Source organism: Pseudarthrobacter sp. IC2-21 (assembly GCF_034048115.1).
GTDB classification, from domain to species: Bacteria; Actinomycetota; Actinomycetes; order Actinomycetales; family Micrococcaceae; genus Arthrobacter; species Arthrobacter naphthalenicus.
Genome location: NZ_CP139145.1, coordinates 2,736,491 through 2,750,726, shown reverse-complemented (window position 1 = coordinate 2,750,726; position 14,236 = coordinate 2,736,491). Strand labels below are relative to the sequence as shown.

General features: G+C 64.0%; 10 protein-coding genes. 7 read left to right on the top strand and 3 right to left on the bottom strand.

Annotation, left to right across the window (positions count from 1 at the left end):
• Positions 1–34: 34 nt before the first annotated feature.
• Genes hpf through secA form a run of 3 tightly spaced genes read left to right on the top strand, consistent with a single transcriptional unit; the run spans position 35 to position 4,848 of the window.
• Complete coding sequence (gene hpf / locus SBP01_RS12650; protein WP_275212447.1) at positions 35–760, top strand: ribosome hibernation-promoting factor, HPF/YfiA family; 726 nt, start codon at positions 35–37, stop codon at positions 758–760.
• A 32-nt stretch (positions 761–792) separates the two neighbouring features.
• Complete coding sequence (locus tag SBP01_RS12645; protein ID WP_320536000.1) at positions 793–2,067, top strand: winged helix-turn-helix domain-containing protein; 1,275 nt, start codon at positions 793–795, stop codon at positions 2,065–2,067.
• A gap of 42 nt (positions 2,068–2,109) precedes the next feature.
• Positions 2,110–4,848 carry a preprotein translocase subunit SecA gene (gene secA, locus SBP01_RS12640; protein ID WP_320535999.1) on the top strand — a complete coding sequence of 913 codons (2,739 nt, stop codon included), beginning with the start codon at positions 2,110–2,112 and terminating at the stop codon, positions 4,846–4,848.
• A gap of 88 nt (positions 4,849–4,936) precedes the next feature.
• On the opposite strand, the gene SBP01_RS12635 is transcribed toward secA, so the two are convergent.
• Both SBP01_RS12635 and SBP01_RS12630 read right to left on the bottom strand, forming a co-directional pair.
• Positions 4,937–5,293 (bottom strand): Rv3235 family protein, encoded by a 357-nt coding sequence (locus tag SBP01_RS12635; protein ID WP_275212450.1) that lies wholly within the window; start codon positions 5,291–5,293, stop codon positions 4,937–4,939.
• Positions 5,294–5,449: 156 nt separating this feature from the next.
• Positions 5,450–6,259, bottom strand: a complete 810-nt coding sequence (locus SBP01_RS12630; protein ID WP_320535998.1) for a hypothetical protein — start codon at positions 6,257–6,259, stop codon at positions 5,450–5,452.
• 132 nt (positions 6,260–6,391) lie between these two features.
• Between SBP01_RS12630 and SBP01_RS12625 the strand changes: the two genes are divergently transcribed.
• On the top strand, positions 6,392–6,964 hold the full coding sequence (locus tag SBP01_RS12625) for a hypothetical protein (RefSeq protein WP_275212452.1): 573 nt from the start codon (positions 6,392–6,394) through the stop codon (positions 6,962–6,964).
• A 28-nt stretch (positions 6,965–6,992) separates the two neighbouring features.
• Here SBP01_RS12625 and SBP01_RS12620 read toward each other — a convergent pair whose 3' ends face one another.
• Positions 6,993–7,208: a helix-turn-helix domain-containing protein gene (locus SBP01_RS12620; protein ID WP_104062208.1), complete on the bottom strand. Its 216-nt coding sequence runs from the start codon at positions 7,206–7,208 to the stop codon at positions 6,993–6,995.
• 148 nt (positions 7,209–7,356) lie between these two features.
• Here SBP01_RS12620 and SBP01_RS12615 point away from each other — a divergent pair, with 148 nt between their 5' ends.
• Genes SBP01_RS12615 through SBP01_RS12605 form a run of 3 tightly spaced genes read left to right on the top strand, consistent with a single transcriptional unit; the run spans position 7,357 to position 14,220 of the window.
• Positions 7,357–8,004 carry a hypothetical protein gene (locus SBP01_RS12615; RefSeq protein ID WP_275212453.1) on the top strand — a complete coding sequence of 216 codons (648 nt, stop codon included), beginning with the start codon at positions 7,357–7,359 and terminating at the stop codon, positions 8,002–8,004.
• Complete coding sequence (locus SBP01_RS12610) at positions 8,001–9,308, top strand: AAA family ATPase (protein ID WP_320535997.1); 1,308 nt, start codon at positions 8,001–8,003, stop codon at positions 9,306–9,308. Before SBP01_RS12615 ends, SBP01_RS12610 begins: the two co-directional genes overlap by 4 nt.
• A 58-nt stretch (positions 9,309–9,366) precedes the next feature.
• Positions 9,367–14,220: an NAD-glutamate dehydrogenase gene (locus SBP01_RS12605; RefSeq protein ID WP_320535996.1), complete on the top strand. Its 4,854-nt coding sequence runs from the start codon at positions 9,367–9,369 to the stop codon at positions 14,218–14,220.
• The last annotated feature ends 16 nt before the right edge of the window (positions 14,221–14,236 follow it).

Genomic DNA, 14,236 nt, shown 5'->3' with positions numbered 1-14,236 from the left:
GTCGTCGTGTCACCGAAGTCATTTGGAGGGCACCATGGAGTTTATGATCAGCGGACGAAATCTGACGGTCTCAGACCGATTCCGCGAATACGCCGGTGAGAAGATCTCGAAGATCGAGTCACTGGGCGACAAGGTCCAGCGGGTGGATGCGAAGGTGTCCAAAGAGACGAACGCACGCCAGACGGGCGACCAACTCACAGTTGAGGTAACCGTTCTGGGCCGCGGACCGGTGATCCGCGCGGAAGCCAGCGCCGCTGACAAGTTCGCGGCATTTGATCTCGCCTACACCAAGCTGCTTGAGCGCCTCCGCCGGGCCAAGGACCGCAAAAAGGTCCACCACGGCCGCCACACCCCCAAGGCAGTACGTGAAGCAACTGCTTCACTGGAGCCAGCCAGCACCAGTGAACCTCTCTATGTCGAGGCAAGCCACCGAAGTGAAGAGCAGGCAGCGCCTGCCGAAGCGTCGCCTTACGACCTCGAAAACGACATTCCCGCAGGGGACTCCCCGGTACTGATCCGGCGCAAGGTTTTCCCCGCTGCCTCCCTTAGCCTCGATGACGCCGTGGACAACATGGAGCTCGTAGGCCACGACTTCTACCTGTTTGTCGACAAAGCCACCAACACGCCCTCCGTCGTTTACCGCCGGCGCGGCTGGACCTACGGGGTCATCACCCTTGACCACGAATGTGAACCCGGGGATACCGTGGTTGAAGAAAAGATCCTGGCTTACCGTTCCGACGATCAGGCTGCGAATGTCTAGGGTGTTATCCACCCGTCAATGAAAGGACTGTTGTGCCGGCAACGCTGAGCCTTAACCAGGCCCGGCGGATCGCACTGGCAGCACAAGGACTCGACAAAGGACGGCCCGCCGGCCCCGTGAGCTCACGGGCGGTGGGCCGTACCTTTGCCCGGCTCCAGCTGGTTCAGATCGATTCCGTCAATGTGCTGTCCCGGAGCCATTACCTTCCCTTCTTTTCCCGGCTGGGGAACTACGACCGCAGCATCCTGCAGCGGATGTCCGGAACGCATCCCCGCCGGATGATGGAGTACTGGGCGCATGAAGCCAGTTTTATCCGGCCGGAACTGTTTCCGGATCTGGTGCTGTGGCAGAAACGCTCATGGGTGGGTGCGGGCGCCTTGGACCCTGCCCTGCGTGAAGGGGTGACCGGCAAAATCCTTGATGTCCTGACCGCCGGAAAGCCGCTGACGGCAGCGGAACTGACCGCGAAAATCGGGCATGTCGAGGACCGCCGGACCGAGAACTGGGGATGGAACTGGAACGTCGTCAAAAGGGTTCTTGAGCACCTCTTTGAGGAAGGCCTGATCTCCGCGGCGTCCAGGAGCGAGCAGTTCGAGCGCAGGTATGCCCTCACGGAACGGGTGCTGCCGGACCGCCGGCCGGTCACGGACAGCCGGCGGGATCCCGTGGATGCGGTCCGCCGCCTCATCGATGCCGCCGCCCAGGCCCACGGCATCGGCACCGTTCGCTGCTTCGCAGACTACTTCCGCACACCCGTCAAAGCTGCGGCCGCCGCCGTGGCTGATCTTGTCGCGGCCGGGAGGCTGGAGCCTGTCAGCGTTGCAGGATGGGACCGGAAGGTGTTCCTGCACTCCGCTGCCAGAGTGCCGCGGAGGGCCGCAGGCCGGGCCCTGCTGAGCCCGTTCGATTCCCTGGTGTTTGAGCGGCGCAGACTGGAGGAACTGTTTGGCTTTCACTACCGGATCGAGATCTACACGCCCGAGCACCGGCGGCGCTACGGGTACTACGTGCTGCCGTTCCTGCTGGGGGACAGGATCGTGGCCCGCGTGGATCTGAAAGCAGACCGTGCGGCAGGAAATCTCCTGGTCAGATCCGCCTATGGTGAGCAGGACGCACCGCCGGGGACCGCCGTCGAACTTTCCCAGGAGCTGGAACTCATGGCCGAATGGCTCGGGCTGGGGGACGTTGTGGTCAGCCCCGTGGGGGACCTGGCTGCGCCCCTCGTGGCGGCGCTCCGGTCCGGGAACCGGGCCGATCCGCTCTCAGGGAACAGGGGCCGCGTGGCCCGCGTCTCTCCCGTAGACTAAAAACGCCAGAATTCGGCAGCATCAGACTGGGAGTATCTTCACGTGGCATCACTTATCGAAAAACTTCTCCGTACGGGTGACAAAAAAACCCTGCGGCAACTTCGGAATTATGCCGACTCCATTAATGCTCTCGAAGAATCGTTCCAGACGTTCACGGACGCAGAGCTCCGTGAGGAGACCGATCGCCTGCGTGCCCGCCACCTGGACGGCGAACATTTGGACGACCTGCTGCCGGAGGCTTTCGCAGCCGTACGTGAGGCCTCCTCGCGCACCCTGGGGATGCGGCACTTCGACGTCCAGCTGATGGGTGGCGCGGCCCTCCATCTCGGCAACATCGCCGAAATGAAGACCGGTGAAGGCAAGACCCTCGTCGCTACCGCTCCCGCCTACCTCAACGCCCTCACGGGCAAGGGCGTCCACGTGATCACCGTGAACGACTACCTCGCCGAATACCAGTCAGACCTCATGGGCCGGGTCTACCGCTTCCTCGGCCTGACCAGCGGCTGCATTCTGTCCAACCAGGATCCCGCTGTCCGCCGGCAGATGTACGCCGCGGACATCACGTACGGCACCAACAACGAATTCGGCTTCGATTACCTGCGCGACAACATGGCGTGGGACAAGTCGGAACTGGTCCAGCGCGGCCACAACTTTGCCATCGTTGATGAAGTTGACTCCATCCTCATCGACGAAGCCCGTACCCCGCTGATCATCTCCGGGCCCGCCCAAGGTGACACGAACCGCTGGTACAGCGAATTCGCCAAGGTGGTTCAGCGCCTCAAGCTGGGCGAAGACTACGAGACCGACGAAAAGAAGCGCACCGTCGGAGTCCTGGAGAGCGGCATCGAAAAGGTGGAGGACTATTTGGGCATCCAGAACCTTTACGAATCCGCGAACACGCCGCTGATCGGTTTCCTCAACAACGCCATCAAGGCCAAGGAACTGTTCAAGCGCGACAAGGACTATGTCATCCTCGACGGCGAAGTGCTCATCGTTGACGAGCACACCGGCCGCATTCTTGCCGGGCGGCGGTACAACGAGGGGATGCACCAGGCCATTGAGGCCAAGGAAGCCGTGGAGATCAAGGCCGAAAACCAGACCTTGGCCACGGTGACCCTCCAGAACTACTTCCGCATGTACGCCAAACTCTCCGGCATGACCGGCACGGCCGAGACTGAGGCCGCCGAGTTCATGAGCACCTACAAGCTGGGTGTTGTGGCCATCCCCACCAACCGGGACATGCAGCGCATCGACCAGCCGGACCTCGTCTACAAGAACGAAACCGTCAAGTTCGACGCCGTGGTCCAGGACATTGCCGAACGCCACGAAAAGGGGCAGCCGGTCCTCGTGGGCACCACCAGCGTTGAAAAGAGCGAATACCTCTCCCGGCTTCTGGCCAAGGAAGGCATCCGGCATGAGGTCCTGAACGCCAAGAACCATGCGCGTGAAGCAGCCATTGTGGCGCAGGCCGGGCGCAAGGGTGCTGTCACGGTGGCCACTAACATGGCTGGCCGCGGAACTGACATCATGCTCGGCGGCAACGCCGAGTTCACGGCCGTGGCCGAACTGGCCAAGCGGGGCCTGGATCCGGAGGAGAACTCCGAAGAGTACGAGGCCGCGTGGCCTGCAGCCCTGGAAGCTGCCAAACAGGCAGTCAAGGACGAGCATGAGGAAGTACTGAACACCGGTGGTCTCTATGTCCTCGGAACCGAACGCCACGAATCCCGCCGCATCGACAACCAGCTCCGCGGCCGCTCCGGCCGCCAGGGCGATCCCGGCGAGTCACGCTTCTACCTTTCGCTGACCGACGACCTGATGCGGCTCTTCAACTCGGGTGCCGCCGAACGCCTGATGAACAGCTCCGTGCCGGACGACGTGGCATTGGAGTCGAAGCTCGTTTCACGGGCCATCGCGTCCGCGCAGGGCCAGGTGGAAGGACGCAACGCCGAGCAGCGCAAGAACGTGCTCAAGTATGACGACGTGCTCAATCGCCAGCGCGAAGCGATCTACGGTGACCGGCGCAGGATTCTGGAAGGTGACGATCTGCACGAGAAAGTGCAGTTCTTCATCGAGGACACCATCACGGCGTTGATTGATTCGGCCACCGCTGAGGGCAACGGTGACGACTGGGACTTCGCGCAGCTTTGGACCAACCTGAAGACGCTGTACCCGGTGAGCGTCACACCGGAGGAAATCATCGAGGAAGCCGGCGGCAAATCCCGGCTCACCGTTGAGATGCTCAAGGAGGAACTGCTCTCGGACGCGCGGCTGGTCTACCAGGCCCGCGAAGAGGCCATCGGTTCGGAGAGCATGCGCGAACTTGAACGCCGCGTGGTGCTTTCGGTCATTGGGCGCAAGTGGCAGGAACACCTCTACGAGATGGACTACCTCAAGGAAGGCATCGGCCTGCGTGCCATGGCCCAGCGCGACCCGCTCGTGGAATACCAGCGCGAGGGCTTCACCATGTTCCAAGCCATGATGGAAGCAATCCGCGAAGAGAGCGTCGGCTTCCTGTACAACCTGGAAGTTGAGGTCACCCCCGCGCAGGATGTTGTGGTGGCCGATGCGGCCGGCGGCCACACCGAGCACGTCGAACCGCAGATCCACGCCGCTGGCCTGGAGGCCCCGGAGAAGCCGGCGCAGCTCCAGTACACGGCGCCCGGCGAGACGGGTGCTTCCGAAACCCGGGTTGAAGCACGCTCCTCGTCGCGGTCCGGCAACCCTGCCAAGGCGGCAACGCAGGATGCCCCCAAGCGTCAGACAAAGAAGAAGCGCCGCTAGAGGCAGCGGGCCGCTAGCGGCGGCGAATAGACGGGAAGTGCCCGGAGCATCTGCTCCGGGCACTTCGTGTTTCCACCCGTATGCGATCTCAGCCGACCACGAGCTCGGTCACCCGCCAGGCCTGTTTGCCCCGTTCCAGGCGGATCGCCACAGCGCGGGCACGGACGTCATCGATGACCACCGCACAGGCCTCGTAGACGCCGGGCGCAACCTCACAGGAACGGACCGAACGGACCACGGAATTCCTGTGCAGCCGCGCCAGGGTAGGGGACGTCGAGCGGGCCAGTTCACGCCGGATCAAGGTGGCCCGGTGCTCCAGCAAAGCCAGGCAACGCGGATCAAGACGCCGGGCCAGCTGATGGATCGGCCTGATCCCGGCCAGTACCTCCATGGCCGCCTGCACAGTAGTACGTGCGATGGCGAGGACTTCGGCATCGTTATCCACTGCCCGCAAAGGTTGGCTTGGGGTAGTGGCGGAACGAAGGGGAAGGCCGGGGAGTGCTGCCGACGTGCCCCCATGTGATCGGGCGGATCGAATGGGCGTAACTGCGTTCATGTGATTCCCCTAGGTGAGTGTTTGCTAATGGTCTTGGAACATCTCTTATGCCGTGGATGGCGCCTTCAGGATCTGCCCGGGCAGCAGGACGTGCGGGTTTTCGCCTATCTGGGCTTTGTTTGCTTCATACCAGCGGGGCCAGTGCAGGGCGATGTCGACATCCGAGGCGGTTGGTCCCAGCTGGTGCGCAGCAATGTCCCACAGCGTGTCCCCGGCCAGCACCGCGACCTCCGGACTGGCTGGCGGAGTGCCATGGGTGGCCCTGGCTGGCCGGGCTGCCAGGAGACCGGGGTCAGTGACGGGCGGGCTGGGGCGCCAGTCAGGCCGGACGGCAGGCAGTAACGGTCGGAGCTGCGGTGCCACAGGAGCGGATGCTTGCTCGGAGGGCGGGTCTGCACTTGGTGCCGGCAGTGTTTGGCCGGTGGGAGCCCACGAGGCTTCCACTGCCGTTTCTTGCGTCGGCGTCCAGGCGGGCCCGCCGGGCGGTTCAGCCGCTTGCGCAACTGGAGCGGCGAGCAACTGCGCGGACAATGCTGCCACGGCGAGCCTTCGCATAAAGGCCGGGCTGAACCTGCCTGCACGGTCTGCGGCATCCCGCCTGCCGTTGCGGACCAGCAAGGCAACCACCAGGGCCGTCGCGGCCCCGAAAAGCCACCACGTGACGATCACAAGTCCTGCTGCCACCGCGGCTGCCCCCAGCAGGTCTTCGAAGCCGGGTGACTGTCCCTTGGAGGCCGATAGGTGCCAGCGGTCCAGTAAGCCCAGGCCTGTGAAGTACAAAAAAGATCCCAGCAAGAGAATGGAGACAGCCATCATGGCGTCCGCGCGGAGGTCCCGTGATGCCTGAACAGACATGACTGCCCCTTTCCATCTGGCGTTGTTTGATGCTGTTTGATGTATTTAGATCAGTTTGGGCCCATTCAACCTATTTTGTCTAGGGAATGGAGTGAATTGACCGGCGGGCAAGCCGCCCCTACGCTTGGGCGCATGCGATGGGATGCACTGTTCGGGGACATGGAGACACAGATAGCCGAGGGTGCGACGCTCGCGGTCGAAGCCGAGATCTCTGAACGGGCCAGGGCGGAAGCCGCCTCCCTTGTCCTGCGCGACAGGCTGCGGGGTGCCATGGGGCGTCAAGTGGCCGTCCATCTTCTGGGCGGACGGACTTTTGATGGTGTTCTCAGTCATGCAGGGGCAGAGGCCCTCGTCCTGGACGAGGCGCGCCATCAGGTCCTGATTCCCTATGGGTCAGTGGCCCACTATGCGGGTCTTGGGCGCGATTCCCTTGGCGAGCCCTCCCACGTACGCCGCCGGATCGGGCTGGCGCATGCTTTGCGGAGCCTGGCGCGGGACCGCGCGGGCGTGGCGCTCATTCTGCGGGGTGGCGCCCCCTCCGACAGTGGCCTGACAGGTGTGATTGACCGGGTCGGCGCCGATTTCCTGGACCTTGCTTTGGTCAGTCCCGGAGAGGCCCGGCGTGCGCTACAGGTCCGGCAGGTTTCCACCGTCCCGTTCGAAGCTGTGGGAGCGGTCCGTTCATGGCACGCCGGTGACTTTTAGCAAACCCCTCAAGCCGCCGGCAGGAAGGTTAGCCCTGCTTGGCCTTGGCTTCCTGGATCATGCGGCTGGCCTCGGCGTAGCGCTCCTCGATGTACTGCTCGAGCATCTTTTCCTCAACGCGCCACTGGCCCCGGCCACCCACCTGGATGGCTTTCAGTTCACCGCTGCGGACCAGCGCATAGGCCGCGGGTGAGTTGATCTGGAGCTGCTCCGCAACGTCGGCGAGGGTGAGGAATCTGGGCATGTAACCAGTTTGCCACTTAAGGCGTGATCTGGTGCTGTTATCCACAGTTTGACGTTGTTTGGTGTTTTGACTTTTGTTCGGGGGCGCGTGCCGCAACAATGAGGTGTCCGGGCGATGCCGCCTGGCTCGGAGCTTAGGGGGAAAAGGCATGAGCCACGACACGGGAACCACAGGTGCCGGCAGGTTGAAGCCTCCGTCGTGGAAGGACCCCCGGCTGCTCGTGGGAGTGTTGCTGGTGCTGGCGTCCGTGGTGGGTGTCATCTCGCTCGTGGGCAGCGCGGACCAGACCACCGAGGTCTACGCAGCCCGGGAATCCATCGCCGTGGGAGAAAAGCTGACGGCGGACAATGTCGTCCGAGCCAAGGTCCGCCTCGGGGAGACTGAAGAGCACTACGTCACGGTGGAAGCCGGCCTCCCCGAGGGCCTGGTTGCCGTACAAAGAATCGGCAAGAGCCAATTGTTGCCCAGAGAGAGCTTGGCAACCGTGGATTCCCTCGACCGCAAGCCTGTTGCAGTGACGATCAACGAGCCGCTGCCTCCGCAGGCGGTTGCCGGCACCCGGGTGGACGTCTGGGTGGCCCTGCCCGATGCCCGGAACGGCTTCAGCGAGCCAAAGTTGCTCTTGCGTGGCGCAGAAATTGCTCAGGTGACGGCGGCGTCCACGGCCTTGGGCTCGTCCCGCAGTACCGTCCTGATGGTGTTGGTCGCTGACAGCCAGATGCCGGCTCTGCTCGGTGCCCAGGCCAACCAGGCCAAGATCTCCGTGGTGTGGAATCCGGGCGGCGGCCGGTCATGAGCATTCCTGTGGTAACCGTCGGCCAGGCCCGCGAGGACGTGGTGGGCGGCCTGGAGGGGCTCCATGGCCCCGTCACGGTGGTCCGCCGCTGCGCCGAACTCACTGAATTATTGGCGGCCTGCCAAAGCGGGCTAGCGAGGGCAGTCGTCGTTGCCGATGGTTCGGAGGGTCTCACGGCATCCTTGGTGGACAGGCTCGGGGCAGTGGGCGTGGCAATCATCGCGCTCACGGACAGCACGGAAGAAGCTGCACGGCTGCGAGGCATCGGTGTCGCGTCCGCGCTGACCGGGGTTGGATCGGCCGCCTTGGCCGGCAGGATCGCGGAGGCCGTTTCCCAGTTGACCGGGACTCCCCAGGATGGCACGTTGCGAAGTGCGCCGGGTGACACTGGTGCCGCGCTGCGCCCGTTGCCCGCCGAAGTGGCTGACGTGCCGCCGGCATCCGGTGCGGGACAGATCATCGCCGTGTGGGGGCCGGCGGGCTCACCGGGGCGGACCTTCGTCGCCGCGAATATCGCAGGGGAGCTGGCCGCGGAAGGTAAGTCCGTGCTGCTGATTGACGCGGACAGCTACGGCGCGAGCGTAGCGTCGGTCCTGGGCCTCCTGGATGAATCTGCCGGGCTGGCACAGGCTTGCCGTTTGGCGGACCAGGGCCTGTTGGGCGCGGAGGCACTGCTGAAGGTGGCAATGCCGGTCAGTACCAGACTTGGAACGTTCCGCGTTCTGACCGGGATCACCAGAGCGGACCGGTGGACCGAACTCCGGGCAGCAGCCCTGGCGCTGGTCCTGGAACGCGGCAAGGAGATCGCCGACGTTGTAGTGGTGGACACAGGGTTTTGCCTCGAAGCGGATGAGGAAATCAGCTTCGACACCATGGCCCCCCGCCGGAACGCCGCTACACTGCGCAGCCTCGAGATGGCGGACACTGTCTTCGCCATCGGGGCCGCCGACCCCGTGGGCGTGCCACGGCTGGTCCGCGGGTTGGCAGAACTCGAGCTGGCCGTCCCGCAGGCCTCACCGGTCGTGGTGCTGAATAAGGTGCGGGCGGCGGCAGTCGGGCGTTCGCCGGAGCGCCAGCTGAAGGATGCCTGGGAGCGTTACGGGCCGTCCCTGCCGCTGAATGCATTCCTGCCGGCGGACAATGCCTCGGCGGACGCTGCACTGCTGGCCGGGTCGCTATTGCTCGAAACCGCTCCTGATTCGAAGCTCAGGCACGCCATTGCCAATTTGGTTTGTGCACCTGCCCAGCAATCGCGCCGATCCTCTGTCTTTTCTACCACCGCGTTCCGCAGGCTAAAGGGTTAGGCTCGCCGTATGAGCTGCAACGGTGCAGCGTAAATCTTTGTGATGGAGGCGTTTGTCGATGTCGTCTGGGTCCAGCGTGGAGGATCAGTCCGTAGCCATTGGAGACCAGGAGGGATTCCTGGCGGACTACTACCAGCATCTGGCTGAAGAGGATGCCCGGAGCTACTCCCGGGACGTGCTGGCAAGCCGCGCGGAGACTCACCGGAACGTAGCTGCGACCAGACGGCCCGGACAGGCCAATGTCGCCGTCGTCAACGAGGAAGACAGCAGCGTCGTTTACGTCGTCACGGACGATATGCCTTTCCTCGTGGACTCGGTCAACGCCGAACTCGTCCGCCAGAGGGCGGCCATCCGCCTAGTGCTGCACCCGCTCTTTGTTGTCACCCGGAACAGGGAAACAGGGGCGCTGGTGAAGGTGGACCGGGTGCCGTCCCACATCGGAATTTCCAGCGGTGACACCGCCGCGATGCCTCTGTTGTCCCACCTCATTGCGCAAGGCGAAAACGCGTCCCACATGGAGTCCTGGATCGCGGTGGAGATCAACCGCGTTTCGGACGAAGCACGTGCGTCCTTGCTCGAAGGCCTGGAGCGTGTCCTGGCAGACGTCCGCGCCGCCGTCGAAGACTGGCCCAAGATGCGCAACAAGGCAATGCAGATCGCGGCAAGCCTGGACCAGGTGGCAAACCCCGCGCAGATTGCCGAGCTGAAGCAGGCGCAGGACCTGCTGCACTGGCTTGATGACGGTAACTTCACGTTCCTCGGATACCGCGAGTACGACCTCGTCAACGTCAACGGCGAGGACGTCCTGGAATTGCGCGAGGACAGCGGGCTTGGCCTGCTGCGGGATAAGGCGGGCGCCCCGCATCTGCAGCACCTGACCGAGGCCGGCCGGAAAAAAGCCCGCGAGAAGCGCGCGCTGGTTATCACGAAGGCGAACTCGCGGTCCACGGTCCACCGCCCCGCCTACCTTGACTACATCGGCGTCAAAAGCTTCGATGCTGCAGGCAACGTCAACGGCGAGCGCCGCTTTATCGGCCTGTTCGCCACCAGCGCCTATGCAGGGTCGGTCCGGGACATTCCCATCGTGCGGGAAAAGGTAGCTGCCGTGCTGGGAAGCGCCGGGTTCCCGCCGGATTCGCATTCGGGCAAGGACCTGCTGGGCATCCTGGAGACGTATCCGCGCGATGAACTGTTCCAGATCGAAGTTGAGGATCTGGCCGCGACTGCCGCCGGTATCCAGAGGCTGCAGGAGCGGCGGCGGACGCGGCTTTTCCTCCGCCCGGATATTTACGGACGGTTTATGTCGGCGGTGATTTACCTGCCGCGTGACCGGTACACCACCAATGTCCGGCTCCGCATCGAGGAGGAACTTCGTTCCACATTCAAGGCGGAAAGCATCGACTATGAGGCCAGGATGACGGAGTCGGCCCTCGCCCGGCTTTTCTACCGGATCCGCCTGCCGAAGGACGCCGACGTAAGCCACGTGAACACTGAGGAGCTCGAACGCAGGCTGGTGCGTGCGGCGCGTTCATGGAGCGAAGGCGTCGCGGAAGTCCTGCGAAGCGGTGCCGCCGGCCCGGAGTCGAAGGAGCTTGCGGGCATCTGGTCCGAAGCTTTCCCGGCAGGCTACCGAGTGGACTACGAGGTGGAGGATGCCCTGGAGGACATCGTCCGGTTCGAGAAATACGGTGCCGAGGCGGAGCGTGCCGGCGGTGCCCGGCAGGAACACCCCGGAGTCCACGTCTACTTGCCCAAGGGTGCGGGGCAGGACCTGGAGGAGGATGCCCGCGTCAAGCTGTACATGCTCGAACCCAAGAGCCTGAGCCAGATTCTGCCCTACTTCCACAACCTGGGCCTCGAAGTGCTGGACGAACGGCCGTTCGAAATCGAAACGGCAGACGGTCGGGACTTCTTCCTCTATGACCTCGGACTGAAGTACCCGGCAGGTGTCAGCCCGCTCGCCACCGGTGAACTGCTGGGGGACTCGTTCGGGGCAGCCGTCTCCGGCGCCATCGAGTCGGACAGTCTTGACCGGCTTGTCCTGCGCGAGGGGATGCATTGGCGCCAGATTACGGTGCTGAGGGCATACGCGCGCTACATGCGGCAAATGGGGAGCACCAACTCAATGGGCTTCGTGGCGGACACCCTGCTGGCAAATCCTGAGGTCACGAAGGCACTGACACGACTCTTTGCCGCGCGTTTCGATCCGGCCCTCTCCAGCGCGGACAGGCCCACCGCCCAGGAAGGGGTCCGTGCGGAGCTTTCGGCCGCTATCGACGAGGTGGCAACGCTCGACGCCGACCGTGTCCTTCGGACTTTCGCCAACCTGATCGAGGCCACGCTCCGCACGAACTTCTACCAGAACAAGCCGCACCTGAGCTTCAAGCTCGACCCCGCGATGATCGAGGGACTGCCGTTTCCGCGGCCCATGTTTGAAATCTGGGTCTACTCCCCGCGGGTTGAAGGAGTGCACCTGCGCTTCGGCAAAGTGGCCCGCGGCGGGCTGCGCTGGTCCGACCGCCGCGAGGACTTCCGGACGGAGATCCTCGGCCTGGTCAAGGCTCAGACCGTCAAGAATGCCGTGATTGTTCCTACCGGTGCCAAGGGCGGCTTCTTTGCCAAACGGCTTCCTGACCCCACGGTTGACCGGGCCGCGTGGCTGGCCGAGGGCGTGGAAAGCTACAAGACGTTCATCCGTGGCCTGCTGGACCTCACGGACAACCTCGTGGCCCGCGGTGGTTCGGAAACCATCGTGCCGCCGTCGGATGTGGTGAGGCACGACGACGACGATTCCTACCTTGTGGTCGCGGCGGACAAGGGGACGGCCACCTTCTCCGACATCGCCAACGGGCTGGCCGCGGATTACGGCTTCTGGCTCGGTGACGCGTTCGCCTCCGGCGGCTCCGTGGGGTATGACCACAAGGCCATGGGCATCACGGCCCGCGGGGCGTGGGAGTCGGTCAAACGGCACTTCAGCGAGCTGGACGTGGACACCCAGACCCAGGATTTCTCCGTGGTGGGCGTCGGTGACATGTCCGGGGACGTGTTTGGCAACGGCATGCTGCTGTCCCGGCACATCCGTTTGCTCGCCGCGTTCGACCACCGGCACATCTTCCTCGACCCGGCGCCGGACCCGGAAGCCTCGTTTAAGGAACGGCAGCGGCTCTTTGAGTTGCCGCGCTCCTCCTGGGACGATTACAACAAGTCCCTCATCAGTGAGGGCGGCGGTGTTTATCCCCGCCAGGTGAAGTCCATTCCGGTTTCGCCGCAGGTTCGGGCTGCCATCGGCCTGCCCGAGGGAACCAGCGAAATGAGCCCGCCGGAGCTCCTTCGCGCCATCCTGCTGGCTCCCGCCGACCTGCTCTACAACGGCGGGATCGGCACGTACGTGAAGGCAAGCACCGAAACCAACGCATCCGTGGGGGACAAGGCGAATGATGCCATCCGCGTGGACGGCAAGGACCTGAGGGTCAAGGTGGTGGGGGAAGGCGGCAACCTCGGCATGACGCAGCGCGGCCGCATCGAAGCGGCGCTGCAGGGTGTCATCCTGAACACCGACGCCATTGACAATTCAGCCGGCGTGGACTGCTCGGACCACGAGGTCAACATCAAGATCTTCGTGGACCGCATGGTGGCCGCGGGCAAGCTGTCGGCGGAGGAACGGGCCGGGTTCCTCGCGTCCATGACCGACGAGGTGGGGCGGCTGGTCCTTGAGGACAACGTCGACCAGAACATCCTGCTGCTGAACGACAGGCAGCGGGTTGCCGAATGGAGCCCCAGTTATGAGCGCCTGATGGACTGGCTGGAGAAGTCCGCGGACCTCAAGCGCGACCTTGAAGCGCTGCCGAGTACGGAGACCTTGCACGAGCGGCTGAGCCAGGGCCAGGGGTTGACGTCGCCGGAGCTTTCGGTGTTGGCTGCCTATGCAAAAATTGAGCTGGCTTCTGCGCTTCGCGACAGCAACCTGGCCGATGATCCTTGGTTCAGGGCCACACTCCGGGCGTACTTCCCGTTGCAGTTGCGGGAACGGTTCGACGCTGAACTGGACACCCATCCGCTGCGGCGCGAGATCATCGCCACGGTGGTGGCCAACGACATGATCAATTTGGGCGGCATCACGTTCGCGTTCCGCACCATGGAGGAAACCTCGGCCACGGAGGTAGCGGTGGCCAAGGCCTTCGTGGCACTCCGCGAAATTTTCGAACTGAACGTCATGGTGGACCAGTTGAACAGCCTGCCGGCGTCTTTCCCGACTGAACACTGGAGCGCGGTCCACCTGGACATCCGCCGCATCCTGGACCGGGCGGTCAGGTGGCTGCTGGCCCAGGGGGACAGTTCGCGTCCGATTGCGGAGACTGTCGCCGAGTTCAAGCCACTGTTGGATCCGATGCGGGGCAGGCTGCTTGATTACCTGCGCGGCGATGACCGCGAGCGGGTGGCCGGCTGGCTGGAGAAGGGACTCGGGTGGGAACTCCCGGAAGACCTCGCGATGCGGTGGGCCGAGCTCTTCGAGAGCTTTGTCCTGCTGGACATCGCCAAAATCGTGCACGCCCGCAAGGAGTCGGTGGAGGAGATCGCGGCGGTCTATTACACGGTGTTCAACCGGTTCCATGCCGATGCTCTTCTGGAACGGATCAGCAACCTTCCGCGACAGGACCGCTGGCAGGCCCTTGCGCGGGCAGCGCTGCGCGATGACCTGTACTCCACCGTTACGGACATGACGACGGCGGTGCTGGAGTCGACCGCGTCCGGGGACTCTGCCGAGAACCGGCTGAAGGACTGGGAGGGCCAGAACGCCGAGCAGTTGGGCAGGGCAAAGAGCATGTTCGACGAGGTTAACGCACTCGAGGCCGACGACATGGCCTCACTGTCGGTAGCATTGAGGCTCTTGAGGTCAATCGTCCGACGCTAGGAATCCTGGCGTCGCA